The sequence below is a fragment of the Longispora urticae genome, assembly GCF_053902585.1.
This window is the reverse complement of sequence record NZ_JAQZSH010000040.1, coordinates 109,694-133,996: the sequence shown is the minus strand read 5'-3', so window position 1 is coordinate 133,996 and position 24,303 is coordinate 109,694. Positions and strand designations below refer to the sequence as shown.

The window sequence follows — 24,303 nt, the reverse complement described above, 5'->3', positions numbered from 1 at the left end:
GCGCATGACGTATGCCCACGCCGCGCGCGCCCTGCTGCGCGACACCCTGCTCGACGCGGTCGCCGAGCTGCTCACGGGCCGGGCGTTCGGTGAGATCACGATGGCCGGGGTCGCGTCCGTGGCCGGGGTCAGCCGGCAGACGTTGTACAACGAGTTCGGCTCCCGCCCCGCGCTCGCCCAGGCCTACGTGATGCGCGAGGTCGCCCGGTTCCTCGACGGCGTCGAGCGGGCCGTCCTCGCGCACGCCGACGACCCGCACGCGGCGGTCACGGCGGCCTTCGGGGTGTTCCTGTCGACCGCCGCCGAACACCCGCTGATCAAAAGCCTGGTCACCAACGACGGCAACGCCGAGCTGACGGCGCTGATCACCACCGGCGGGGAGCCCGTGCTGCACACGGCGACGGCGTTCCTCACCGAGCTGATCACCCGGACCTGGCCGCACGTGGACCCGGAGGCCGCCGGGCTGCTGTCGGAGGCGGTGACCCGGCTGGCGATCAGCCACGCGATCCTGCCGAGCGCAGCGCCGGAGCTGACGGCGGCGGCGGTCGAACGGTTGCTGTCGCCGTTCATCACGGCGGAGACGGGGCTGGCGCCGCGCTGAGCCGGGGCCGGCGCGCCTGGGCCGTTGAACCGCCCGGCCGTCACGGGCCGGGGTCGGGACCCGCGCCGGCCCGCTACGCGCGCGGCCGGCGGTGGTAGCCCGGTCCGGCCGGGTCGTTCATCTCGCCGCGGTAGATCCCGTCCCGCAGCTCCGACGTGTACGCGGCCAGCTCCGGCATCCCCATCTCCTCCGCCACGGCCAGCTCGGCGGCCACGTCGTAGGGCACCCGGACGAACTGGATCGAGAACGGCGCCTCCGCGGCGGAGCCGTAGACGCCCTCCAGGATCACGTACACCGGGGTCGGGTCGTCCATGCAGTTGCCGACGCTGCCCGTGTTGAACAGGGTGCGCCGCTGCCGGTCCACCTCGTAGTACGGGTCGTGGGTGTCGCCGTACCCGACGACGGTGGGCTCCGGGCCGTCCCCGGTCGCCGGGGTGTTGGCGAACATCCCGAGGAACTCCGCCTCGTCGTGGTCGAACCGCACCCGCTTGTGCACGGTGCCCGCCGAGGCGTGGAACAGCCGGATCCGCCGCCCGCTCATCGTGAAGTCGTGGCTGAACGGCAGGGCCCGCAGCCACGCGCCCTGCCCCTCGGACAACTGCGCCAGCCACCAGGCCAGGGCCTCGCTGTCGTACTCCCGGTCGGGGTCGGGCAGGAAGTCGTCCCAGTTGCCGAGGATGTTGACCTCGCACCGGTCCCGGCACAGGTCGATGACCTCCCTGCCGCGCGGGCCCTTGCCGACGTAGTCGCCGAGGTTGAAGATCCGGGTGATGCCGCGGGCGTCGATGTCGGCGAGGACGGCGTCGAGCGCGGTCAGGTTGCCGTGCACGTCGGAGATCAGGGCGATGCGTTCGAGGGAGTGACTCACCGCAAGATCATATGCCGCCGGCCGCCGGCCCGCTGTCCCGTGCCGCCCCGGCCCGGACCGCCTCCGACCAGGGCCGCGATCAGCTCGCGCCCGAACCCGCCGCCGCCGCGCCGCCCTGCTCGGCGGCCGCCAGGAAGATCTCCGCCAGCACCGCCTGGTCGACGTCCGACAGCCGCCTGAACCGGATGCAGCTCTTGCCGATGTCCGCCTTCGGCAACCGGTCCTGGTAGGACTCGGGGAGGTAGCCGCCGTCGGGGGCGAGCGCCGTGACGTACACGGAGATGTGGTTCTTCCGGCTCGCCATCGAGATCAGCACGGTGTCGCCCTCGCGCCCGCTGGCGTACCGGTAGTGGAACTTCCCGTAGCCCGGCATGCCGAACTCCATGGTCGGCTCCAGCGCGGGCACGGTGCGCCGGATCAGGTCGTGCAGCTCGCCGAGTTCCGTCCTGCGTGGCTGTTCGAGCCCCGCGACGTACTCCTCCGGGGTACTCATGTCTTCATTCTTCCCGAAGGGGGCACGATTGGGGTATATATAAACCACCGTCGATAATGTGAGGGGTTCTCATGCCCATTCCGTTTCCGTTGCCGGACCCGCCCACGCTCTACCACCCGAATCCCCTGCTCGCCGAGCTGCGGGCGAACGACCCGGTCACCCAGGTGGAGTTCCCCGACGGCAAGCGCGCCTGGCTCGTCACCCGGTACGCCGACGTCCGCACCGTGATGATGGACGCCCGGTTCAGCCGCGCCACCGCGAGCTCCCCCGACCAGCCGCAGATGGGCCTGGGCATCCTGGCCAGCGAGTCCCTGATCGCCAAGGACCCGCCCGAGCACACCCGGCTGCGCCGCCTCGTCGCCCGCGCGTTCACCCACCGCCGGGTCGAGGAGCTGCGCCCCCGGGTCGCGGAGGTCGTCGCCGACCTGATCGCCGACCTGCGCAAACAGCCCGAGCCCGCCGACCTGGTGGAGAACTTCTCCCTGCCGCTGCCGGTGCAGGTGATCTGCGACCTGCTCGGCGTGCCGGCCGGCGACCGCGACCGGTTCCACGGCTGGTCGGACGCCGTGATGGGCAACTGGGAGCGGGACCAGGCGATCATGGTCGGCGGCTTCACCGAACTCGGCCGGTACTTCGCGGAGCTGATCGCCGAGAAGCGCGCCCACCCCGGCGACGACCTGATGACCGGCCTGATCGCGGCCCGCGACGAGCACGACAAGCTCACCGAGGAGGAGCTGGTCACCCTCGGCATCGGGCTGCTGATCGGCGGGCACGAGACCACCGCCAACCAGATCAACATGTTCCTGCTGACCCTGCGCGAGCACCCCGACCAGCTGGCGCTGCTGCGGTCCGACCCGGCGCTGCTGGAGACCGGGGTCGAGGAGCTGATGCGGTTCACCCAGCTCGGCAACTCCGTGTCCAGCATGATCCGGGTGACCACCGAGGACGTGCAGCTCAGCGGGGTCACCATCCCGGCGGGCTCGCCCGTGATGCCGGCCCTCGGCGTGGCCAACCGCGACCCGGCCGTGTTCGCCGACCCCGACCGGCTCGACGTGACCCGCGCGGACAACCCGCACATCGGTTTCGGCGCCGGCGCGCACCACTGCCTCGGCGCCCAGCTCGCCCGGATGGAACTCCAGGAGGCCCTGCGCGGCCTGCTGCACGGCCTGCCCGACCTGCGGATCGTCGCCGACGACGCGGACCTGGTCTTCAAGCCCACGATGATCGTGCGCAGCCTGCACTCCCTGCCGGTGGCGTGGTCATGACGGCGCAGTGGCAGGTCAGCGTCGATGGCTTCGCCTGCATCGGGTCGGGGATGTGCGCGGCCTCGGCCCCGGACTTCTTCGACCTCGACGGCCGCGGCAGGTCCCGGGCGCTGCACGAGAAGATCGACCCCGATGAGCGGGTACTGGACGCGGCGGTCTCCTGCCCCGTCGAGGCGATCGGCCTGGTGGACCTCGCGACGGGCGAAGAGGTGCCGCTGGAGTGACGGGCCGCCCGGCGGCGGGTCCAACCCCGGCCGCCGGGCCGCCGGCCATCCGGGATCTCCGCCGGGACGGTGGCCGTCCGGATTCGCCGCCGGGCCGCCGGCCGTCCGGGATCTCCGCCGGGACGGTAGCCGTCCGGGCCACGACCAGGGCTCGTATGGCCAGCCGCACCTCCGGCACCGTGCCGGTCGCCCAGCCGAGCCGGGCGGGCGGCTAGTCCTCGCGGACCCAACCGCGGCTGGTGCACAGCATCCACACGCCGTCGACGTCGATCTCGTCGCCGACGTCGTAGGCGTGGCCGACGAAGTAGCAGTGCGTCCCGGCCGGGGCGGCGGCCTGCACGGGCGCTGGGGCCACGACGGTCACCGGGACCGAGACCACGGTGAGTCCCGCGAGGGCGGCCGCGCCGACGAGGGCGGTGCGCAGGGCGGTGCGGGCACGGTTCACGGTGACCTCCTGGCGGTGTCCGCGCCTCCCGTGGCGCTGGGCGTGCCGCACAGGCTACGCCCCGCACCGGATCGACGCCACCCGTCGCTCAGCGGAGTCCAGAGTGGAGGTACGCGCGCAGGGCCCGGGTCCGGCGTTCGCACAGGGCCCGGGAGTAGCTGGCCAGCACCGTCGTGTCGACCGGGTCCCGGCCGGGCGCGCGGTGCACGACGGGCGCGTGGATCGACAGGAACGGCCGGTCCTGTACGGTCGCGCACTCCACCCGGTCGACCTCGGCCCACGGCACGGTCTGGGTGCTGGTCAGCCGGCGCAGCACGAGGTGTTCCGCCGTGAGGGTGACCCCGCGCATCGGGGCCCGGACGATGCCGGCGAGCGCGGCCAGGCCGAGGGGGACGTAGACGAGCATGACGTCGAGGTCGCGGCTCCGGGCGAGGGAGGCGACGCTGACCGTGAGGAAGAGGCCGAAGACGCCGAGCAGCGCGATGGTCTGCCACCACGGCCGCCAGGTCACCCAGCACCTCCTCTTTTAACCTTCCTTCCCGCTACCCTAGCCAGCGACTCCGGCCGTCCGCATCCCGGCGGGGCATAGGTCACAGTCGAGTAACGGCCGGATGGCGGGGGAAGATCCGCCCAGGTCAGTACCCGTCTAGGGCTCTTCCTCCGGGGTGGGGCCGGCCACCAGCAGCCGGGCCGCGCGGACGTGCTCCACGATGTCGGCGAGCGCGTCGTCGGCCTCGTCGTCGACCTCCGGCAGCGGCAGGTCGGCCGGCGGGTGGTGCAGCACCACGGACGCGGCCAGGTCGTTGAGGGCCGCCGACAGCTGGGCGGTCTGGGTGGCGTCCGGCGGGGGCGCGCCGGTGTCGAGCCGGACCGCGTAGCCGGTGACCGCGTCGGTGACGTTCTCCAGCGCGACCACGGCGGGCCACCACGCCGCCGCCCGGGTACTCGCCGGGGGCGGCTCCGCGAGCGCCTGCTCGACGGCGGTCCGCGCGTCGGCCAGCCCCCGGTACGCCTGCCGGCGCAGCCGCACCCGGTCGGTCGTGGCGGCCGGCCGCAGCGCCCCGTCGAGGTACGCGGCCACCCCGCGCACCGCCGTGGCGAACCGGGGCCCGATCCGGGCGTGCCAGGTCTCCGGCCACAGCAGGTAGCCGGCGACCAGCACGATCAGGCAGCCGAGCACGGTGTCCACGATCCGCAGCCCCAGCAGCCGCGAGCCGGCGTGGCTGGTCAGGTCGATCAGGAACAGGAACGCGGGCGTGGTGGCGACGGTCATCACGCCGTAGCCCCGGACCCGGCTGATCGGCACCAGGGCCATGGCGAGCACCACGAACGGGACCATCGGCCAGCCGGGCGGCACCAGCGCGAGCACCGTGCCGGCGACGGCGACCCCGAGGACCGTGCCGGCGGCGCGCTGGGCGGCCCGGGCGAACACCGAACCGAAGTCGGGCTTGAGGACGAACGCGACGGTGGTGGGCAGCCAGTACGACCGGTCCTGGTGCAGCAGGTCCGCCGCGACCAGGGCGATCCCCATGCACAGCGCCAGCCGGGTACCGAACATCAGCGCCGCCGGCGACAGCACCCTCGCGTACGCCTGCCGGATCCGGTCCGGCCGGGCCGCGCCGGGAGTGCCGTGCCCGGTGAGGTGGTCCTGGCCGGACTCGGAGACCGCGCGCAGCGCCACCCGCAGCGAGCGCAGGCCCGGGGTGTCGCCGGGCAGCTTCTCCGGCAGCCGGGGCGGGCGGTCCTCGCGGATCGCGTCGGCCAGCTCGAACACGGCGGCGACCATCCGGTCCGGCACCGGCTCGTTCTCCCACACCAGGGCCGAGGTGGACTCGCCCAGCAGGGTGCCGGCGTTGAGGAGTTCGAGGAGCTGGCGTTCCTCGTCGGTGCGCGGGCCGGTGCGCAGCCGGTACCCGAGCAGGTTGTCGTAGGCGTTGTTGAACGCGGCGGTCACGAACCGCCGGGCCGGGACCGCCGCCGGGGTGCCGGTCACCGCCAGCTGGTTGACGAGCGCGTCGAACGCCGCCGCCACGGCCGCGCGCTGGGGCCGCTGCCGGGCCAGGGGCCACTCGGCGAGCGCGAGGAGCAGCAGGAGGGCCGCGCCGGCCAGGTACAGCAGCGGCGGGGCCCACAGTGGCCCGGACAGCGGCATCGAGTAGCCCAGGACCCCGGTCACCACGAACTGCAACCCGGCCAGGGAGCTCACCGGGCCGGCCGCGGCCGCCGCCCCGCTGACGAAGAACAGCGCGACGAGGACGGGCAGCGCGTACACGTGGTGGCGCAGCTCGATCCCGACCACCATGCCGAGCGCGCCGGCCAGGGCGGGGACCGCGATCCGCAGCAGCCGGGTCCGGTACGCCTCCGAGCGGTCGTTCGCCGAGGACAGCAGCATCGCCAGCGCGGCGGGCACCACCAACGGCAGGTGGCCGGTCGCCAGGCCCACGGCGAGCACCACGACGACGGCGATGGTCAGGCGCAGGGTCGGGCCCCACGGGATGGGCGCGGACACCGGCCGCAGGGACAACACCAGCCAGTCCGGGGCGTAGCGGTCGGGACGCCACCACTGGGCCTGGGTCATATCTGAAAGATAATAGGCTTTCTCAGCGCTGTGAAAAGATCACACACACCGCCGACGAAAGGGACCGGGTGCATTCGGACAACCTCTACGTGATCCTTCTCATCGCCGGACTCGCGGTCCTCGCCAGCGTCGGGGCCGCCCGCCTGGCCAGCGGCGCCGGTCTTCCCGTCCTGCTCGCCTACCTGGGCGTCGGCCTCCTCCTCGGCGAGGACGGCCTCGGCCTGACATTCGACGACTCCCACCTCGCGCACAACGTCGGCAACGCCGCGCTCGCCGTCATCCTCGTCGAGGGCGGCCTCGCCAGCCACTGGCGCACCCTGCGCCCCGCCCTCCTGCCCGCCGGCGTGCTCGCCACCGTCGGCGTCGGCATCAGCGTGCTGGTCACGGCCCTCGGCGCGTGGCTGTTCATCGGCGTCGACTGGCAACTGGCCCTGATGCTGGGGGCGGTCGTCGCCTCCACCGACGCGGCGGCCGTGTTCTCCGTGCTGCGCAACCTGCCGCTGCCGGGCCGGCTCGGCGGGCTGCTGGAGGCCGAGTCCGGCTTCAACGACGCGCCCACCGTCATCCTCGTCGTCATGCTCAGCGCCACCGGGCTGGAGTGGAACGCACCCCTCATCATGCTGTACCAGCTGGCCGCCGGCGCCGCCCTCGGTCTCCTGATCGGCGGCGGTGGCGCGTGGCTGCTGCGCCGGCTGTCCCTGCCCTCCTCCGGCCTGTACCCGATCGCCGCGTTCGGCACCGGCATCATCGCGTTCGCCGCCGCCGGCGCCCTGGAGGCGAGCGGCTTCCTCGCCGCGTACCTGGCCGGCATCGTGCTCGGCAACGCCAAGCTGCCGCACCGCCGCGCCGTGCAGTCCGTCGCCGAGGGCCTCGGCTGGGTCGCCCAGATCGGCCTGTTCGTCATGCTGGGCCTGCTCGTCACCCCGCACGAGCTGGGCTCGGCCATCCTGCCCGCCCTGATCGTCGGCGCCGTCCTGCTGCTCGTCGCCCGCCCGGTGTCGGTGTTCGTGTCCCTGCTGCCGTTCCGGCTGCCGTGGCGGGAACAGGCGTTCCTGTCCTGGGCAGGCCTGCGCGGCGCGGTACCCATCGTGCTCGCCACCATCCCCGTGGTCGCCGGGGTGCCCGGCAGCGAACAGCTGTTCAACATCGTGTTCGTCCTCGTCGTCGCGTTCACCCTGGTCCAGGGCCCGACGCTGCCGTGGCTGGGCCGGGTGCTGCGGGTGACCGCGGCCGACCCGATCCGGGACATGGAGGTCGAGTCCGCGCCCCTCGACGCGCTCGCCGCCGACCTGCTCTACCTGACCGTCACGCCCACGTCCCGGCTGCACGGCTGCGAGATCTTCGAACTCCGGCTGCCCGCCCCGGCCGCGATCACCCTCGTGGTGCGGCGCGGGGAGGCGTTCGTGCCCGAGCGGCGGACCCGGCTGCGGATCGGGGACGAGCTGCTCGTCGTCACCGGGGCGGACAACCGGCCCGCCGTGGAGGACCGGCTGCGGGCGGTGGCGCGGGGCGGGCCGCTGGCGCGGTGGTACGGGTTCCGCTGATCAGCGGGCCGCCCAGCCGGTCGGGACCGTGTACTCCCAGCCCGGCTGCCACACGAACGGCGCGTCGACCAGCTCCTCCAGCGGGACACCCGACAGCAGGTGCCGCAGCGCCCACCGGTTCGCCGAGTGCGCGATGACCACGACCCGCCGGCCGTCCCAGCGCGCGGCCAGGTCCCCGAGGAACGTGGCGGTGGCCGCGACGACCTGCCGGTAGCTCTGCCCGCCCGGGAACGGCTCGTCGATCCGGGACAGGCGCGGGCCCAGCTCGGCGACAGGCGCGCCGTTGAGCGTGCCGTAGTCGCACTCGCGGAGCCGGCTGTCGAGGTACACCGGGACGGGTCGGTCCGTGAACGCCAGCGTCGCGGTCTCGACGGCCCGGCCCAGGTCGGAGGTGAAGACCGCGTCGGCGGCGCGGTGCCGCTCCCCGAGGGCCCGGGCGCCGTCGCGGCCGAACGCCGACAGCCGGCCGGGCAGCCAGCCGGTCGCGATGCCGGCCTCGTTGTCCTCGGTCTGGGCGTGGGTCTCGTACACCAGGGAAACGGCCATCGGGCCATCATGCCCGGCGGCCCGGGGGTGCGCTGCCCCGTGCGGCCGGTCAGCCCGGGTGCGCGCCGACCGCGTCGCGGATCTCCGTGCCGTGCGCCATCCCGCTGGACCGGGCGCAGTGCCCGCAGCAGAAGAACCGGCCGTCGACCTCGACGCCGTGCCCGAGGACCCGGCACCGGCAGTGCTCGCAGATCGGGGCCAGCCGGTGGGCCGCGCACTCCATGGAGTCGAACACGTGCACGTGCCCGCCGACCGTGTGCACCTCGAACGACATCCAGTAGTCGTTCCCACATACCTCGCAAGTCGCCATGCCCAATACTGTGCAAGACGCCGGCCGGCCCGGGGGCGGAAACTCCCGAAATCTAGGGGAGAATTTGGATGGTTTCGGTGGGTTCGCGAAGAGCCCGGCCGACGGTGCAGTACTTCTCGTGCACCCGGTGCGCGACCGCCTCGAACACCCCGGCCGCCTCCTCGTCGCCGGGCGGCAGCTCGATCTCGTAGGTCGCCGTCACCGGCCCGAGCTTCGTCGGCTCGACCTTCTCCGCGTCGACCCGGACGGCGAGCCGGACCAGGCGGTGCCCGCGCTTGGCGGTCAGCGGCTCGACCGTGACGATCTCGCAGCCGCCGAGCGCCGCCAGCAGCAGCTCCACGGGCGAGAACACACCCTCGTCGTCCGCGCCGCCGATCGCGACCCGCGCGCCCCGGTCGTTCGTGGCGAAGAACCCGCCGTCGTCGGTCCGCTCAACGTTCACTGTGGCCATGGTCGCCGATGCTAGCGGGCGCGCGGCCCGGTGTCCGGTGCGGCACGGAATCATCCAGGACAAGAGACCTCGACGGGTACGGCGCCGCCGCGCACCACCCCGACCTCGTCGCCCTGGGCCCGGGTGGCGGCTGCGACCGGGACGGCGCGGTCGGCCACCGGTGTCGGGGCCGCTCCCGAGTGACCCGCGCTGTCCGGGGCCAGCTCCGGATGCGCCGCGCGGTCGGCGGGTTCCGCGTGGGCCGCACGACCGGTGGCGGGGGCCGAGAGGCCGAAGGCCAGGCCGGCCGCGACCAGCACCGTTCCGGCCATCGCGCCCGCCGACGGCACCGTCCCGTCCAGCACGGCCGTCGCCGCCAACGCGGCCACCGGCAGCAGCCCGGCGAACATGCCCGCCTTCTCCACCCCGAGCCGGGCGAGCCCGCCGTACCAGAGGACGAACGCGAGCGCGGTGAGCACCACGGCCAGGTACAGCAGCGCCCCGGTCTCCGGCCACGTCGGCACCCGCCAGGTCTCCCCTGCCGCCACCGACGCGACGAGCAGCAACGGCACGGCGAACAGGCACGCGTACGTCGCGATGGCGATCGGGGTCAGCTCCGCGAGCAGGGGCGCGGCGAGCAGCGAGAAGCCGACCTCCCCGGCGAGGGTGCCGGCGGACCACAGCAGCCCGGCGGTACTCGCGTGCCCCGCGCCCTGCACCAGCGCCACCCCGGCCACGATGACGGCCGCGCCGACCGTGATCCGCAGGGCGGGCCGGCGGCGGGCGAGCAGCGGGCCGATCAGGGCGAGCACGACGGGCGTACCCCCCACGACCGTGCCCACGACCGCCGGCTCGGCCTCGCGCAGGGCGGCGAGCAGGCAGACGTTGAAGCCGACCAGGCCCACGGCGGCCAGCACGACCAGCCGGACGCCGGACCGGAGCCGGAGCCGGGGCAGCCGGCGGGCGATGACCAGCAGGATCACGACCGCGAGGGTGTAGCGCAGCACCTGCCCGGCCAGCGTCGGGTAGGACAGCAGCGCCCGGCTGATCGGGACGGAACTGCCGAGGATGACCATCGCGGACGTGCACAACGCGGTGCCGAGAACCTTCATGCCGGGTACGCTAGTACCGCGTTGGTCCGCCTTATAGGGCCAATTGATCAGTGAAAAAGGGGACCAATGCTCGGGCTCTCCCTCACCGGGCCGGCGCGCGGCGACCAGCTCGTCGACGCGCTCCGCTCCGCCGTGCGCGACGGCACCCTCGCCCCCGGCACCCGGCTGCCCTCCAGCCGCGACCTCGCCGCCGACCTGCGGGTCTCCCGGGGCCTCGTCGTCACCGCCTACGAACAGCTCACCGCCGAGGGCTGGCTGTCGGCCCGGCGCGGCGCCGGCACGGTCGTCGCGCTGGCCCCCACCCCGACCCAGGACCCTTTCCGGGTACGCGACGAGCCGCCCCTCCCCGTGCCCCTGCGCCCCGGCGTCCCCGACCTGGCCCTGTTCCCCCGGGCGGGCTGGCGGCGCGCCTACGAACACGCCCTGGCCACGATGGTCGACGTCGACCTCGACTACCCCGACCCCGCCGGCTCCCCCCGGCTGCGCGCCGCCCTCGCCGAACACCTCGGCCGGGTCCGCGCCGCCCGGGCCGACCCCGCGCACCTCCTGGTCACCACGGCCACCGCCCAGGCCCTCGCCCTGCTCGCCACCGTCCTGCCCGGCCGGCGGATCGGCGTGGAGGACCCGGGCAGCGCCGGCGTCCGCGACCACCTGCTCGCCAACGGCCTCGAACCCGTGCCCGTGCCCGTCGACTGCTCCGGGATCACGGTGCCCCCGCCCGGACTAGCGGCGGTGCTGGTCACGCCGGCACATCAGTACCCCACCGGTGTCGTGCTGTCCCCCGCCCGCCGGGCCGCCCTCGTCGCCTGGGCGCGCGACACCGGCGCCCTGATCATCGAGGACGACTACGACGCCGAGTTCCGCTACGACCGCGACCCCGTGGGCTGCGTGCAGGGCGTCGCCCCCGACGTGACCGCCCTGCTCGGCTCCGTCAGCAAGGCCCTCGCGCCGGCCGTCCGGCTCGGCTGGCTCCTCGTCCCGCCGGGCCTGTGCGGGGCCGTCACCCGGGCCAAGACCGCCGCCGACCGGGGCGGCCCCACCCTCGAACAGCTCGCCCTCGCCGAACTCCTCACCGGCGGCGGCTACGACCGGCACCTGCGCCGGGCCCGCCGCGCGTACCGCACCCGCCGCGACGCGCTCGCCGCCGCCGTCGCCACGTACCTGCCCGACGCCACCGTCGAGGGCATCGCCGCCGGGCTGCACGCCGTCGTGAGCCTGCCGTCCGGAGTGGACGATGTGGACCTGTGCGCCCGGGCCCTGCAGCACGGACTGGCCCCGACCCCGCTGAGCAGCCTGCGGTTGGCGGCGGCGGGGCCCCCGGGCCTGGTGATCGGGTACGCGGCAACCAGCCCGGGCGAGCTGACCGACGGCATCCGACTCCTGGCGGAACTCCGAACGGACGCCGGCTCCCCCGGTACCCGATGAAGGCTCTTCGTCCCGAGTTCCGGGTTCCGCCTCAGCGCCCGGCGGCCGTCGGCTGTGGAGCGCCCGCCAGGCGGTGCAGGACGTGCGCGACCTCAAGGTCCAGCTCCAGGTCCGGGGCCGGCGGCTCCAGCCCCGCCACCTCGCCGCCCACCCGGGCCACGGCCAGCACGATGGCCAGGTCGCGTACCCCGCGCGGGCGCGCCACGGCGACCACAGTCCCGGATCCGAACCCGTAATTGCGCGCCTGGGACCTGGCTGCGGCGTCGAGCTCGGCGTACGTCAGGACGTGGTCGCCGTGACGCACGGCTATTTTCTGCCGATTTCTCGTCACCTGGGCGTCAAATCCGTCCAACACGCCGGGCGAGGTTCTCCGCACCGGACTGTCGGCCCCGACACGCCGTTCCGTCGGGCCGTCCGCCCTGACCGCGACCACGCACGCCCCCGCCGACCCGCCCATCCGTTCAGCCATGCCGCCACTCCCCGACCGCCACCGCGCGGGCTCCGGGCATCGCCGGGGTCCGCCCACATACTCCGTCAGCCATGCCGCCACTCCCTGTCGCGCGTGCCCCGAACCCCGACGCCACCCACGCCAACGCCCCACTCAGCTGCCGGCCCGGGCCGGCGTCACGCGCGCGGATCGCCGAGGCCAGCCCACCTGACCCGTCAGCCATGCCGTCGCTCCCGGACCGCTGCCGCGAGCACCCGCAGCACCCCTGCCAGCCGCGCCGCTCCCCACTCCCCGGAGTCCAGCACCAGCCCGGCCACGCCCCGCTCCCCCTCCGCGATCCGCCACGCCCACTCCCCGACGACCCTGCGGTCCGCGCCGGTGGTGTCCACGACCAGCCGCGCCGGCCGGCCCTCAGCTCGCAGCGTCGCCAGTGCGGCGGCGACCCGGCCGGGCGAGTCGGCGGGCAGCACGAGCTCACCCGGAACGCCCCAGTCCCGGACTCCGGCCGCTCCCGGCACGCCGGTCGGGTCCGGGGTCGCGGCCCGACCGGGGTGGAATTCCTGCAGAGCGACAGACCCGAGACGGGTACGGAACCCCGGCGCGCCCGTCCGTGGGGGCGCGCTGTCCACGGGTGGAGGAACGGCACCGGCGGGTGCGGTCCCCTGCCGGCTGTCGATCAGCCGGGAGCGTGGCCCCGGGCGCCGGGCTCCGACCCCGGCACCCGGGAGTCCGGCGCCCACCTCCACAGCGATGAGCAGGTCCTTCTCCCACCGGCGAGCCAGGCTGAACGTCGACTCCGACACCGATCCGGACGCGAAGCCGGCCACGAGGTCGGGCACGGGACCCGCCAGGGGTCCAGCGGTCGACCCGGGCACCCCGGGCACGGGTCCTGACAGCGACGGTCGCGTGACGACGACGAACAGCCGGTCGTCCTCCCCGCCGAGAACGGCCTCGACGGCGTACCGGTGCCGCGCGGCGACCACGCTGTCGACCAGCGCGGTCCGGCCGTCGGAGACCCGCACGCCACCCCACCACCCCTTCAAGTTAGCATTACCTAACTTAGGGCAGGCTAACGTGTTGCCGGCGCGCTGTCACCCGTGACCCGACCCACAACACCCTCCAGACAGGACGAAGGCCCGCCACCCCGGAGGGCGACGGGCCACTCGCACGAAATGCCGGCCTTCTGCCGCCGAACGCGACACCGCCTCATGGCGCGGAGCTGGTCGGTGCGGCACCGTGCGGAGCCGGTCGGTGCGGCACCTCGCGGTCGGCGCGAAACTGGACGGTGCGGCACCGTGCGGTCGGCGCGAAGCCGGTCGGTGCGGGGTGAAACGGTGCGAGGCGGGAACGCCTGCCGGCACTCCCACCCCGTGGTGACACGGCACGGGGTGGGAACGCCTACCGGCACTCCCACCCCGTGCCGAACGTCAGCTGTCCGTCGACTCCGTGGCGGTCCCGGAGTCCTCGGGCGGGGTCGCGGCGGCCGGCTTCGCCCGCTTCCGCGGCGCCGGCGTCTCCGCCTCCACCGAGGCGGGCGGGTCGATCGAGGTGGCCGGACCGGCGGTCATGGCCGTGTCCGTCGGGGTCGGCTGCTTCTCCGGGGCGGACTCCGCCTCGGACGGCCCACCCGTGCCGTCCAGCAGGTGCCCGAGTGCCGCACCGGTGATCCGGCGGAACTTGCGCCCCGGCCGGCGACGGTCCAGCACCGCCACCTCCAACTGGGGCCCCTCCAGCACGCGCGGCTTGCCACCCTCGCCGCCCACGCTGGCCAACGCGGCGATCGCCAGCTTCAGCGCGTCGCCCAGGGCCGCCTCCGGGTTGTGGCTCTGGCGCAGCTTGTTCGAGATGGCCTCGGTCGAGCCGCCCATCGCGATGAAGCCGGCCTCGTCGCCCACGGAGCCGTCGTACGTCAGGCGGTAGAGCTCGTCCGTCTGCGGGGTCGCCCCGACCTGCGCGACGCAGACCTCCACTTCGTACGGCTTCGAGGAGTCGGTGAAGATGGCGCCGAGGGTCTGCGCGTACCCGTTCGCCAGGCCCCGGGCGTTCACGTCGCGGCGGTCGTAGGAGTAGCCGCGCAGGTCGGCCATCCGCACCCCGGCGGCGCGCAGGTTCTCGAACTCGTTGTACCGGCCCACGGCCGCGAAGCCGATCCGGTCGTAGATCTCGCTGATCTTGTGCAGGGCCGTCGACGGGTTCTCCGCGACGAACAGCACCCCGCCCTCGTACGTCAGGACGACGACGCTGCGCCCCCGGGAGATGCCCTTGCGGGCGTACTCCGAGCGGTCCCGCATGATCTGCTCGGGTGAGGCATAGAACTGCATAGCCACGGCTGGGCTCCTCTCAGTGAGTCAGGGGTCAGACGGAACGCTGGGCGACGATCGCCTCGGCCAGCGCGGCGGTCTCGGCGTCGCCCAGGCGGTGGGTGCCCTCGGCGGTGGCCGTCATGACGATCGGGAAGATCCGGCGGGACAGGTCCGGCCCACCGGTGGCGGTGTCGTCGTCCGCCGCGTCGTACAGCGCCTCGATGGCCATCGCCTGCGCGTCGGCGATGCTCACCCCCGGCGTGTACCGCTTCTTCAGGGAGGACTTGGCGAACAGCGAGCCGGAGCCGATCGCGTGGTAGTCGCGCTCGGCGTAGATGCCGCCCGCGACGTCGTAGCTGAAGATCCGGCCGGCCTTCGCCGGGTCCACCGCGTCGAGGTCGAAGCCCGCGAACAACGGCACGACGACGAGGCCCTGCATCGCGGCGCCCAGGTTGCCCCGGATCATCGTCGCGAGCCGGTTGGCCTTGCCGTCCAGGGTGAGGGGGGTGCCCTCGATCTTCTCGTAGTGTTCCAGCTCGACCTGGAACAACTTGATCATTTCCAGGCCGACGCCCGCGGTACCGGCGATGCCGATCAGCGAGTACGCGTCCGCCGGGTAGACCTTCTCGATGTCACGGCTGGCTATGAGGTTGCCCATGGTCGCGCGGCGGTCACCGGCGAGCACGACCCCGCCGGCCGCCGCGACCGCGACGATCGTGGTCGCGTGCGGGGCCATGTCGGCCGCGCTGCCCGGCGGGAGCGCGCGCCCGCCCGGGAGCATCTCCGGGGCGGCGGCGCTCAGGAACTCGGTGAACGACGAGGACCCCGGAGTGGTGAAGAAAGCTGGAAGACGCCCGGGTGAATCAAATCCCGATGCCACGTGGTCTCCTTCAGATACTCGATCGCCTTGCGAAGGCTGCCGACGTTGTCTTGGAACTGGCCGAGCCCACCACTGCACTGGAAACAAAGGTTGCCACGTACGTTACCGAATTCATGATCGTGGTCAACGTGCTCGGGGGCCGGCACACCGCGGGTCGCGGACCGTCCACCCTGCTCCACCGGCAGGGCGCGGTCGCTCGCGGAAGTCGTTGGGGGAACGGGTCGGCGGCCGCTCGGGCCGCCGGATGACGCGCCCTGTCGCTCCGGCGATTCCACACGGCCGGCCGTGGCGTGCCCGTCGTCACGGGACCCGCCGTGGCCGGCCCCGCCGGATGGGCGATGACCGCTCACGCAGAGGTCGGCACAGGAGTTCCGCATGGAACGACCGCGAGCGGGGCCCGGACCGTTCCCGTCCGATACGGAATCGGACATATGCGTCTACTGTCCGCCTTTTTGCACGTATCCTCTGATGAACTCTTCCGCGTTTTCTTCCAGGACCGAGTCGATCTCGTCCAGCAGGTCGTCGACGTCCTCGCCCATCTTCTCCCGGCGCTCGGCGGCCTCCGGGTTGACGGCTGGTGGCGGGGTGTCGACCTCGTCGTCCTTGCGGTTCTTCCCCGACTGCGACTGCCCACCGGTGTCACGTGTAGCCATCGGTGATCTCCCTCCTGAGAAGCGTCACTCACCCTAACGCGCCGGTGTGACAAAACAGTCCCCCGGCACGTTCAGACTTGAACTGTTACGCCGAACCCTTACCGGTCAGCGCCTCCAGGAGATCCTTGGCGCTCGCACACCGGTCGAACAACGCACCGACGTGCTTCTTGGTGCCCCGTTCCGGCTCCAGCATCGGCACCCGGACCAGCGCCTCGCGGCCCACGTCGAAGATGACGGAGTCCCAGCTGGCGGCGACGACCTCGGAGTAGTACTGCGCGAGGCAGCGGCCCCGGAAGTACGCCCGGGTGTCCTCCGGGGGCTCGGTGACCGCGCGGGCCACCTCCTCGTCGGTGAACAGCCGCTTCATCGAGCCACGGGCCACCAGGCGGTGGTAGAGACCCTTCTCCAGGCGCACGTCGGAGTACTGCAGGTCGACGAGCTGGAGTTTCGGGGAGGCCCAGGTGAGGTCCTCCCGTTCCCGGTACCCCTCGAGGAGTCGCAGTTTGGCCACCCAGTCGAGGGTGTCCGCGCAGCTCATCAGGTCGGAACCGAGCCGGGAGAGGATGTCCTCCCAGTGCATGAGGACGTCCTCGGTCTCCTCGTCGGTGCCCTTGGCGTCCACATAGTTGCGGACCCGCTCGTAATAGGCCCACTGGATGTCGAGGGCGGTGAGGCGGCGGCCGTCGCGCAGGCGCACCCGGTGCGTGAGGGTCGGGTCGTGGCTGATCGCCTTCAGCTCGCCCACGGGGTCGGCGATGGCGAGGTCGCCCGCGAGCGCCTTGTCCTCGATCATGGCCAGCACCAGGGAGGTGACGCCCACCTTGAGGTACGTGGCGATCTCGGCCAGGTTCGCGTCGCCGATGATGACGTGCAGCCGCCGGTACTTGTCCGCGTCGGCGTGCGGCTCGTCCCGGGTGTTGATGATGGGCCGCTTGAGCGTGGTCTCCAGCCCGACCTCGACCTCGAAGAAGTCCGCGCGCTGGGTGATCTGGAAACCGGTGCCCGAGCCGTCCTGGCCGATGCCGACCCGGCCGGCGCCGCAGTAGATCTGGCGGGTGACGAAGAACGGCGTCAGGTACGCCACGATGTCGGCGAACGGCGTGGACCGCTTCATCAGGTAGTTCTCGTGGGAGCCGTAGCTGGCACCCTTGTTGTCGGTGTTGTTCTTGTACAGGTTGATCGGCGGCGCGCCCGGGATCGTGGCGGCCCGGCGCGCGGCCTCGGCCATCACCCGCTCACCGGCCTTGTCCCACAGCACGATGGCGCGCGGGCCGGTGACCTCGGGGGTCGAGTACTCCGGGTGGGCGTGGTCGACGTAGAGCCGGGCGCCGTTGGTGAGGATGACGTTGGCCAGGCCCAGATCCTCGTCGGCGAGCGCCTCGGCCGGGTCGTAGAGGGCGCCGGAGTAGCTGAAGCCGCGGGCGTCGCGGAGCGGCGACTCCTCCTCGTAGTCCCAGCGGGCGCGGCCACCGCGGGTCAGCTCGGGTCGGGCTCCGTAGGCGTTGACGATCTGGGAGGAGGTCACCATGGGGTTGGCCCCCGGCTGTCCCGGCACCGAGATGCCGTACTCCACTTCGGTACCCATCACGCGACGCACACTCATCCGCACACCCCGCCCCTCAATCGGCCGACTCTACGCTGAAGCCTACGGGGATTTAGGAGATTCCATAAGCTCGTAGTGGCGGACAAGCTTCACAGCGTAGGGCTTTTGGGCCTTACCCTGCCGCGCCGACACAGAACTCGTTTCCCGCTGGTCCGGGGACGCGATCCGGGCGGCCTCGGACCCACGGTCGTGGCCCGGCGTGGTCGTCATGCCGGCAACACTAGCGCGGGTCAGGCCGCGAGGTCCCAGTGATGCCGGTCCCGGACGGCCGTGACCAGGGCGTGGGTGGTGACGGGGCCGGCGAAACCGTCGACGGTCAGCCCGGCCTCTGCCTGGAACCGGCGCAGGGCCGCGTCGTCATCACCGGGGAGGCCGAGTTCGGCCAACATCTCGTGCACGACGTCGGGGTCGGCCGGCGGGGCCGCCGTGGTGTCGGTCGCCACCACCCCGGCCAGTGCCGTGCCCACCGCTCGGAACATCTGTCGCAGGTCGCTCATCACGCACCCCTTTGTCTCTGGTACCTCCAGGGTGGCGCGGTACGGGCCGTCCGGCATCAGGCCCAGGTCGGACCACACCCACTCCGCGGGGTACGACCTAGGTCGGACACGGATCGGGGTTTCCCCTGAGACCGGGTCGCCGGGGAGGTCGGGGTGCGGCCCCTGGTGGACGGCTCAGGTCGGGTGGACCTGTCCGGAGAGGTCCACGGGCCCGGGCGCCGGGGGCGCGGCTTGGCGAATGGCCCCGAGGTCGGGCTGCCGGCCCGGGGCGCAGGCCGCCGCTCGGCCCTCGGTGGCGTCTCCGGGCAGGTCAGTCGGTGGCGAGGCGGGCGTGCAGGTGGTCGTCGTGCCGGACCCCGCCGTCGTCGCGGGAGCCGCCCCGGCGGGTGCCCTCCAGGACGTAGCCGGCGCGGTCCGCCACCCGGCAGTCGGCCGCACGGCCGGCGAGGTGCAGGAACTCGATCCGTTCCAGGCCGAGGGCTCCGAACGCCCAGCGGGAGACGGCCCCGATCGCGTCGACCTCGATGCCCTGGTCGCGGGCCCAGGGGGCGATCCGGAAGCCCAGTTTGGCGGTACCCCACGTCTGGTCTATGCGGTTGAGGTGCACCATGCCGAGCAGGTTCCCCTCGGTGATCTCCAGGATCGAGAAGGTGACCTGATGTCCGGCGGACCAGTCCCCCAGCCCCTGGCACCAGGCGGTGGCGGTGGCCTCGTCGGTGACGCCGGGGGCCGGCTCGACCCCCGGGTCCTGGAGCATCCGCCAGGCGGCGGGCCCCTCCGGCGCGTGCGGCGGCCTGAGCTGGATGTTCCCGGCGACGATCTCGACGGGGTCAATGGCGGACATGAGGCTCATGCTGCCGGATGGCCGGGATCGCCGGGGCGCCGGCCCGCCGTGTCCACAGATCCGCGGGCCCCGTCGGGGCTCCGTCGATGCGTCGGGGAGCCGCTCAGCACGACCCGGTACGGCCACACGGGGGCCCGGCTCAGCCGACGCGTCGCGGAAGCCGTGTGTCGGCGGGGCGGAATCCTGCCCCCGAAGGGCGGGGCTGGCCGGCCGGGACCCGCATCCGCCCCGCCAGGCCCCGGGAACAACGGCGAACGGCCCGGTCACCTGGGTGACCGGGCCGCCGCGGGAGTGCTACAGGTACTGACCGGTGTTGCTGGCCGTCTCGATGGAACGGCCGGCGTCGGCGCCCTTGCCGCCGGAGACGAGCGTGCGGATGTAGACGATCCGCTCGCCCTTCTTGCCGGAGATCCGGGCCCAGTCGTCGGGGTTGGTGGTGTTGGGCAGGTCCTCGTTCTCGCGGAACTCGTCGACGCAGGCGTCGAGCAGGTGCTGCAGGCGCAGCCCCTTCTTGCCGGAGGACAGGAAGTTCTTGATGGCCATCTTCTTGCCCCGGTCAACGATGTTCTGGATCATCGCGCCGGAGTTGAAGTCCTTGAAGTACAGGACCTCCTTGTCACCGTTGGCGTAGGTGACCTCGAGGAACCTGTTCTCCTCGGTTTCGGTGTACATCCGCTCGACGACGGCCTGGATCATGCCGGCGACGGTGGCGTTGCGGGCGTTGCCGTGCTCGGCGAGGTCCTCGTCGTGCAGCGGCAGCGTGTCCAGGATGTACTTCGAGAAGATGTCCTTGGCCGACTCGGCGTCCGGACGCTCGATCTTGATCTTCACGTCGAGCCGGCCGGGGCGCAGGATGGCTGGGTCGATCATGTCCTCGCGGTTGGAGGCACCGATCACGATCACGTTCTCCAGGCCCTCGACGCCGTCGATCTCGCTCAACAGCTGCGGGACGATGGTGTTCTCCACGTCGGAGGAGACGCCACTTCCACGGGTACGGAAGATGGAGTCCATCTCGTCGAAGAACACGATCACCGGCGTACCCTCGCTGGCCTTCTCGCGGGCCCGCTGGAAGATGAGCCGGATGTGCCGCTCGGTCTCGCCCACGTACTTGTTCAGCAGCTCGGGACCCTTGATGTTCAGGAAGAAGCTGGTGTGCTTCTCCTGCCCACGCAGCTCGGCGATCTTCTTGGCCAGCGAGTTGGCCACCGCCTTGGCGATCAGGGTCTTGCCGCAGCCGGGCGGCCCGTAGAGCAGAACGCCCTTCGGCGGGCGCAGCTGGTGCTCCCGGAACAGCTCGGCGTGCAGGAACGGCAGCTCGACGGCGTCGCGGATCATCTCGATCTGACGGTCGAGGCCTCCGATATCGCTGTAGTCGATGTCGGGGACCTCTTCGAGGACGAGCTCCTCGACCTCGCTCTTGGGCACCCGCTCGTAGGCGTAGGCCGCGCGCGGTTCCACCAGCAGGGAGTCGCCGGGACGCAGGTGCGTACCGATCAGGGTCTCCGCGAGGTGGACCACCCGCTCCTCGTCCGCGTGCGACATGACGAGCGCACGGTCGCCGCCCTCGAGGATCTCCTTGAGGGACACGACCTCGCCGGCACGCTCGAAACCGAGCGCCTCGACGACGTTGAGGGCGTCGTTGAGCAGGACTTCCTGCCCGCGACGGAGTTTGTCGAGCTCAATGGACGGTGAGACCACGACCCGGAGTTTGCGGCCGCCGGTGAAGACATCCACCGTGTCGTCGTCGTATCGACCCAGGAATACACCGTATCCACTGGGTGGCTGGGCCAGTCGGTCGATTTCCTCTTTGAGCGTGATGATCTGTTCGCGCGCGTCCTTGAGCGTGGCGACCAGTCGCTCGTTCTGCTCCGATGACCGCTGCAACTGGGCCTGGGTGGCGGCGAGCCGCTCTTCCAGGAGCCTCAGGTGCCGTGGACCATCCGTCAGCTTGCGCCGTAGTAGCGCGAGCTCCTCCTGGAGGAACTCGACCTGCGTGGAGAGGTCCTGCGCCTCCTGCTCCCACCGCTCGGCGCGCGCGTCAGCATCTTCGTTTCGTGCCACGTCCCACCTCCCCGGGCTTGACGTCGTGTTCTCCACACTAACGGTTGCGGAGGCAAAATCGATCCCCCTGATCCGGCGATTCCCGACGCGTTACGGCGCGGTAGGTTGGGTCCGTATGGCCAGGGGCCTGGCCGAGGGGGAGGATGCGCGATGTCAGAGCTGCGGGTATGGGTCGATCAGGATCTGTGCACGGGTGACGGCCTGTGCGTGCAGTACGCGCCGGAGGTCTTCGAATTCGACGTCGACGGCCTCGCTTACGTGAAAAATGACAGCGGAGAGTTGCAGCTCGACCCCGGAGTGCGAGTAGGTGTCCCGGATCACCTGAAGTTGGACGTGATCGACGCCGCCAAGGAGTGCCCGGGCGACTGCATCCACGTGCACCGGGCGGCTGACGACGTTGTCGTGGCCGGGCCGCACGCGGCGGAGTAGGGCGCCAGCCGGGCCGCACGCGGCGGAACAGGTGCCGCGCGACCCGCGACGGAAACGGCCCGGCCACGGAGTCGAAACTCCGCGCCGGGCCACGTTTCCCCAGCTGGAAGGCTAGAAAGCCCCCCGACCGGTGAGTTGTCCCAACAGGTGGGCGAACTGTTCCAACCTGTCCATCTGCCCGGCCCCACCGTCCGTGACGGTCTTGCCGAACCGCAGCGAGTCGTGCCGGATCGGGGTGGCCTCCCCGGCCTCCGCGACCGCGCCGGCCTCGTCGAGCGAGCTGAGCAGCACGTACACGTCGACGCCCTCGCGGCGGATCGTGCCGTTGGGCTCGCGGAAGAGCCGGCGACGGTATCCGACCTCGGTGACGGCCGCGAGCGGGATCACCCGGACCGCCGACGTCATCGAGCCGGGCGGCCCCTCCTCCTCGGGCAGGTCCTCGCCGTGCCACAGCAGCAGCCGGTGGCCGTCGCAGATCGCGGCCTCCTGCCACACGGCGTTGAACTCGTTGACGAACCGCTCCAGGGTGAAGCCGAGGACCGTCGCGCCGACCAGCAGCGGCTCGACGGCGGCGAGGGCCACGTCCGGGTCGCGCAGGTAGGCCCGGGCCGCGACGTCCAGCTCCTGGTACGGGGACCAGTCGGGGAAGATCGCCAGGTCGTCACTCACTATCGTCGGCACCCTTCTGAGCGGTGTCCTGTGGGGCGGTGTCCTGCGCGGCGGCGTCCTTCTGGGCGGCCTTGCGGGCCTGGTACGCCTCGATGCCCTTGCTGGGCTTGCGCCGCCGGACCGGGCCGGTGACCCCGGGGGCGAGCTTGCGGGCCGTGACCAGGAAGGCGGTGTGCGCGATCATCCGGTGCTCCGGGCGCACGGCCAGGCCTTCGAGGTGCCAGTCGCGGATCATGCTCTCCCAGGCGTGCGGCTCGGTCCAGCCGCCGCGCTCCCGGAGCGCCTCGCACAGCTCGGACAGCTGGGTGGTGGTCGCGACGTAGCCGATCAGCACCCCGCCGGGGATGATCGCCTTCTCCACCATGTCGAGCATCTCCCACGGCGTGAGCATGTCGAGGATGACGCGGTCGATGTCGTTGCCGTCGAAGCCGGCCACGTCGCCGAGCCGCAGGTCCCAGGTCGGCTGGTCGCCCCCCAGGAAGTTTTCCACGTTCTTGCGGGCGATCGCGAGGAAATCCTCACGCATCTCGTAGGAGATCAGCCGGCCGGAGGGGCCGATCGCCCGGAGCAGGGAGCAGCTCAGGGCGCCCGAGCCGGCACCGGCCTCCAGGACCCGCGCGCCCGGGAAGATGTCGCCGAGCGCGACGATCTGGGCGGCGTCCTTCGGGTAGATCACCTGGGCGCCGCGGGGCATGCTCAGCACGTAGTCGGCGAGCAGGGGCCGCAGGGCCAGGTACGCGGTGCCGCTGACCGACGTGAACACCGACCCCTCGGGGCTGTCGAGGATCTCGTCGTGGCTGAGCGCTCCGCGGTGGGTGTGGAACTCCTTGCCGGGTTCCAGCACGATCGTGTGCATCCGGCCCTTGGGGTCGGTGAGCTGCACCCGGTCGCCGGGGCGGAACGGTCCACGCGGCTGCATCACTTGCGTTGTCTCCTCGGTTCGAGCAGGAAGGCGAGGTCCTCGGTACGCAGGACCCCGACAACATCCTGCCCGGCGGTCACCAGGTACTCACCGGCCGGGTTGGCCCGGACCTCCTCGGCCACCGCCTCGCCGTCCAGATCGATCGACAGGCGTCGTACGGTCGCGATGTCGCGGGCGGCGAGGTCGACGGCCATCCAGGGGCTGCGGTGCGCGGGGACGGCGTGCGCGGCGGGCCAGCGGACCAGGGCGACCGGCCGGTCCCGCGCGTCGGCGATCATGATCCCGCCCGCGGCGGCCTCGTCGGCCCGGCGCAGCGCCTCGGCGATCGGGGTGCCGGTGGTGACCGTGATCAGCGGGCGGACCAGCTCCCCCAGCCGGATCTCCGGCACCCGGCGCAGGATCGCGCCCAGCCGGATCGCCGAGGAGGCCCCGGACCACAGCACGGACACCACCAGGGCCGTGAACGCGACCCCGATCCAGGTCAGCCGGTCGGTCAGCGCGCCGGCCACCATCGCCAGCCCGAGCGCCACCGCGACCACCCGGCCGACCCAGCCGGCCACCACGCTGCCGGTGTGCCGGTTGCCGGTCGCCGACCAGACCGCCGCGCGCAGCGCCCGCCCGCCGTCCAGCGGCAGGCCGGGCAGGAGGTTGAGGACGGCGATCAGCAGGTTGCTCAGGGCCAGTTGGAAGGCCAGTTCGCGGGCGACGGTGCCCGGTTCGGTCAGGGTGAACAGGGCGACGCCCAGGCCGCCGAGCAGCAACGACACGCCCGGGCCGGCGAGGGCGACGAGGAGTTCGGCGCGCGGGCGGGGGGCCTCGGAGTCCATTTCCGTGTACCCGCCGAGCAGTTCGAGGGTGATCCCGCGCACCCCGATCCCCGAGCGCAGGCTCACCACGGCGTGCCCGAGCTCGTGCAGCAGGACCGAGAGCAGCAGGGCCACGACGAAGAGCAGCGCTATCAGGTACGGCGCGGGGCCGGTGAGCTGCGGCAGGTGGCCCCGGACCACGGAGCCGTACCCCACGGTGACCGCGACGGCGAACAGCAGCCAGGACGCGTGCACGTACACCGGGACGCCCAGGACCGCGCCCACCCGGAGCGCCGCCGTCCTTCGCTGTCGACTCACCGCACCGATGCTACGTGTCGGGGGTGTCC

General features: G+C 72.5%; 28 protein-coding genes. 6 read left to right on the top strand and 22 right to left on the bottom strand.

The window, feature by feature from the left end:
* Positions 1-4 precede the first annotated feature (4 nt).
* Positions 5-601, top strand: coding sequence for a TetR/AcrR family transcriptional regulator (locus PT931_RS27375; protein WP_363724248.1), 597 nt, complete (start codon positions 5-7; stop codon positions 599-601).
* A gap of 73 nt (positions 602-674) precedes the next feature.
* Here the strand turns inward: PT931_RS27375 and PT931_RS27370 are convergent, their stop codons facing one another.
* Positions 675-1,469, bottom strand: a complete 795-nt coding sequence (locus PT931_RS27370) for a metallophosphoesterase family protein (RefSeq protein WP_456248581.1) — start codon at positions 1,467-1,469, stop codon at positions 675-677.
* A gap of 79 nt (positions 1,470-1,548) precedes the next feature.
* Positions 1,549-1,962: an iron chaperone gene (locus tag PT931_RS27365; protein ID WP_456248580.1), complete on the bottom strand. Its 414-nt coding sequence runs from the start codon at positions 1,960-1,962 to the stop codon at positions 1,549-1,551.
* 71 nt (positions 1,963-2,033) lie between these two features.
* Here PT931_RS27365 and PT931_RS27360 point away from each other — a divergent pair, with 71 nt between their 5' ends.
* Positions 2,034-3,227, top strand: a complete 1,194-nt coding sequence (locus tag PT931_RS27360) for a cytochrome P450 (protein ID WP_456248579.1) — start codon at positions 2,034-2,036, stop codon at positions 3,225-3,227.
* A complete protein-coding gene (locus PT931_RS27355; RefSeq protein WP_456248578.1) occupies positions 3,224-3,451 on the top strand; it encodes a ferredoxin in 228 nt (75 codons plus the stop codon). Before PT931_RS27360 ends, PT931_RS27355 begins: the two co-directional genes overlap by 4 nt.
* Positions 3,452-3,662: 211 nt before the next feature.
* Here the strand turns inward: PT931_RS27355 and PT931_RS27350 are convergent, their stop codons facing one another.
* The 3 genes from PT931_RS27350 to PT931_RS27340 form a co-directional block, all read right to left on the bottom strand.
* Positions 3,663-3,896 carry a hypothetical protein gene (locus PT931_RS27350; RefSeq protein ID WP_456248577.1) on the bottom strand — a complete coding sequence of 78 codons (234 nt, stop codon included), beginning with the start codon at positions 3,894-3,896 and terminating at the stop codon, positions 3,663-3,665.
* 88 nt (positions 3,897-3,984) lie between these two features.
* Positions 3,985-4,407, bottom strand: coding sequence for a hypothetical protein (locus PT931_RS27345; protein WP_456248576.1), 423 nt, complete (start codon positions 4,405-4,407; stop codon positions 3,985-3,987).
* A gap of 135 nt (positions 4,408-4,542) precedes the next feature.
* Positions 4,543-6,474: an FUSC family protein gene (locus PT931_RS27340; protein WP_456248575.1), complete on the bottom strand. Its 1,932-nt coding sequence runs from the start codon at positions 6,472-6,474 to the stop codon at positions 4,543-4,545.
* A 68-nt stretch (positions 6,475-6,542) separates the two neighbouring features.
* Here PT931_RS27340 and PT931_RS27335 point away from each other — a divergent pair, with 68 nt between their 5' ends.
* Complete coding sequence (locus PT931_RS27335) at positions 6,543-8,018, top strand: potassium/proton antiporter (RefSeq protein ID WP_456248574.1); 1,476 nt, start codon at positions 6,543-6,545, stop codon at positions 8,016-8,018.
* Here PT931_RS27335 and PT931_RS27330 read toward each other — a convergent pair whose 3' ends face one another.
* The 4 genes from PT931_RS27330 to PT931_RS27315 are packed head-to-tail and all read right to left on the bottom strand — an operon-like array spanning position 8,019 to position 10,416.
* On the bottom strand, positions 8,019-8,564 hold the full coding sequence (locus PT931_RS27330; protein WP_456248573.1) for a histidine phosphatase family protein: 546 nt from the start codon (positions 8,562-8,564) through the stop codon (positions 8,019-8,021).
* A 49-nt stretch (positions 8,565-8,613) separates the two neighbouring features.
* On the bottom strand, positions 8,614-8,874 hold the full coding sequence (locus PT931_RS27325) for a Prokaryotic metallothionein (protein ID WP_456248572.1): 261 nt from the start codon (positions 8,872-8,874) through the stop codon (positions 8,614-8,616).
* 52 nt (positions 8,875-8,926) lie between these two features.
* Positions 8,927-9,325, bottom strand: a complete 399-nt coding sequence (locus tag PT931_RS27320) for an OsmC family protein (protein ID WP_363724268.1) — start codon at positions 9,323-9,325, stop codon at positions 8,927-8,929.
* A 50-nt stretch (positions 9,326-9,375) separates the two neighbouring features.
* Positions 9,376-10,416 (bottom strand): EamA family transporter, encoded by a 1,041-nt coding sequence (locus PT931_RS27315; protein ID WP_456248571.1) that lies wholly within the window; start codon positions 10,414-10,416, stop codon positions 9,376-9,378.
* 66 nt (positions 10,417-10,482) lie between these two features.
* Here PT931_RS27315 and pdxR point away from each other — a divergent pair, with 66 nt between their 5' ends.
* Positions 10,483-11,841 (top strand): MocR-like pyridoxine biosynthesis transcription factor PdxR, encoded by a 1,359-nt coding sequence (gene pdxR / locus PT931_RS27310; protein WP_456248570.1) that lies wholly within the window; start codon positions 10,483-10,485, stop codon positions 11,839-11,841.
* A 31-nt stretch (positions 11,842-11,872) separates the two neighbouring features.
* On the opposite strand, the gene PT931_RS27305 is transcribed toward pdxR, so the two are convergent.
* The 10 genes from PT931_RS27305 to arc all read right to left on the bottom strand — a co-directional run bounded on the left by PT931_RS27305 (position 11,873) and on the right by arc (position 21,130).
* Positions 11,873-12,145: a hypothetical protein gene (locus PT931_RS27305; RefSeq protein WP_456248569.1), complete on the bottom strand. Its 273-nt coding sequence runs from the start codon at positions 12,143-12,145 to the stop codon at positions 11,873-11,875.
* A 359-nt stretch (positions 12,146-12,504) separates the two neighbouring features.
* Positions 12,505-13,311, bottom strand: coding sequence for a hypothetical protein (locus tag PT931_RS27300; RefSeq protein ID WP_456248568.1), 807 nt, complete (start codon positions 13,309-13,311; stop codon positions 12,505-12,507).
* 405 nt (positions 13,312-13,716) lie between these two features.
* Complete coding sequence (gene prcA, locus PT931_RS27295) at positions 13,717-14,616, bottom strand: proteasome subunit alpha (protein WP_456248567.1); 900 nt, start codon at positions 14,614-14,616, stop codon at positions 13,717-13,719.
* Between the two features lie 28 nt (positions 14,617-14,644).
* Positions 14,645-15,472 (bottom strand): proteasome subunit beta, encoded by an 828-nt coding sequence (gene prcB, locus PT931_RS27290; RefSeq protein WP_363724278.1) that lies wholly within the window; start codon positions 15,470-15,472, stop codon positions 14,645-14,647.
* On the bottom strand, positions 15,391-15,849 hold the full coding sequence (locus PT931_RS27285) for an endonuclease domain-containing protein (RefSeq protein WP_456248566.1): 459 nt from the start codon (positions 15,847-15,849) through the stop codon (positions 15,391-15,393). The genes prcB and PT931_RS27285 overlap by 82 nt, the downstream gene beginning before the upstream one ends.
* Before the next feature lie 60 nt (positions 15,850-15,909).
* Entirely contained in the window at positions 15,910-16,125 is a 216-nt protein-coding gene (locus PT931_RS27280; protein ID WP_456248565.1) for a ubiquitin-like protein Pup, read from the bottom strand.
* A gap of 85 nt (positions 16,126-16,210) precedes the next feature.
* On the bottom strand, positions 16,211-17,728 hold the full coding sequence (gene dop, locus PT931_RS27275) for a depupylase/deamidase Dop (protein WP_363724284.1): 1,518 nt from the start codon (positions 17,726-17,728) through the stop codon (positions 16,211-16,213).
* 230 nt (positions 17,729-17,958) lie between these two features.
* Positions 17,959-18,225 carry a peptidoglycan-binding protein gene (locus PT931_RS27270; protein ID WP_456248564.1) on the bottom strand — a complete coding sequence of 89 codons (267 nt, stop codon included), beginning with the start codon at positions 18,223-18,225 and terminating at the stop codon, positions 17,959-17,961.
* Between the two features lie 310 nt (positions 18,226-18,535).
* A complete protein-coding gene (locus PT931_RS27265; RefSeq protein WP_456248563.1) occupies positions 18,536-19,069 on the bottom strand; it encodes a GNAT family N-acetyltransferase in 534 nt (177 codons plus the stop codon).
* Positions 19,070-19,363: 294 nt separating this feature from the next.
* Entirely contained in the window at positions 19,364-21,130 is a 1,767-nt protein-coding gene (gene arc, locus PT931_RS27260) for a proteasome ATPase (RefSeq protein ID WP_363724294.1), read from the bottom strand.
* A 150-nt stretch (positions 21,131-21,280) separates the two neighbouring features.
* Here arc and PT931_RS27255 point away from each other — a divergent pair, with 150 nt between their 5' ends.
* A complete protein-coding gene (locus tag PT931_RS27255) occupies positions 21,281-21,559 on the top strand; it encodes a ferredoxin (RefSeq protein ID WP_363724296.1) in 279 nt (92 codons plus the stop codon).
* Positions 21,560-21,670: 111 nt separating this feature from the next.
* On the opposite strand, the gene PT931_RS27250 is transcribed toward PT931_RS27255, so the two are convergent.
* Genes PT931_RS27250 through PT931_RS27240 form a run of 3 tightly spaced genes read right to left on the bottom strand, consistent with a single transcriptional unit; the run spans position 21,671 to position 24,274 of the window.
* On the bottom strand, positions 21,671-22,228 hold the full coding sequence (locus PT931_RS27250; protein ID WP_363724298.1) for a hypothetical protein: 558 nt from the start codon (positions 22,226-22,228) through the stop codon (positions 21,671-21,673).
* Positions 22,221-23,147 carry a tRNA (adenine-N1)-methyltransferase gene (locus PT931_RS27245; RefSeq protein WP_456248562.1) on the bottom strand — a complete coding sequence of 309 codons (927 nt, stop codon included), beginning with the start codon at positions 23,145-23,147 and terminating at the stop codon, positions 22,221-22,223. Before PT931_RS27245 ends, PT931_RS27250 begins: the two co-directional genes overlap by 8 nt.
* Positions 23,147-24,274 (bottom strand): M50 family metallopeptidase, encoded by a 1,128-nt coding sequence (locus PT931_RS27240; RefSeq protein ID WP_456248561.1) that lies wholly within the window; start codon positions 24,272-24,274, stop codon positions 23,147-23,149. The genes PT931_RS27245 and PT931_RS27240 overlap by 1 nt, the downstream gene beginning before the upstream one ends.
* Positions 24,275-24,303 lie beyond the last annotated feature (29 nt).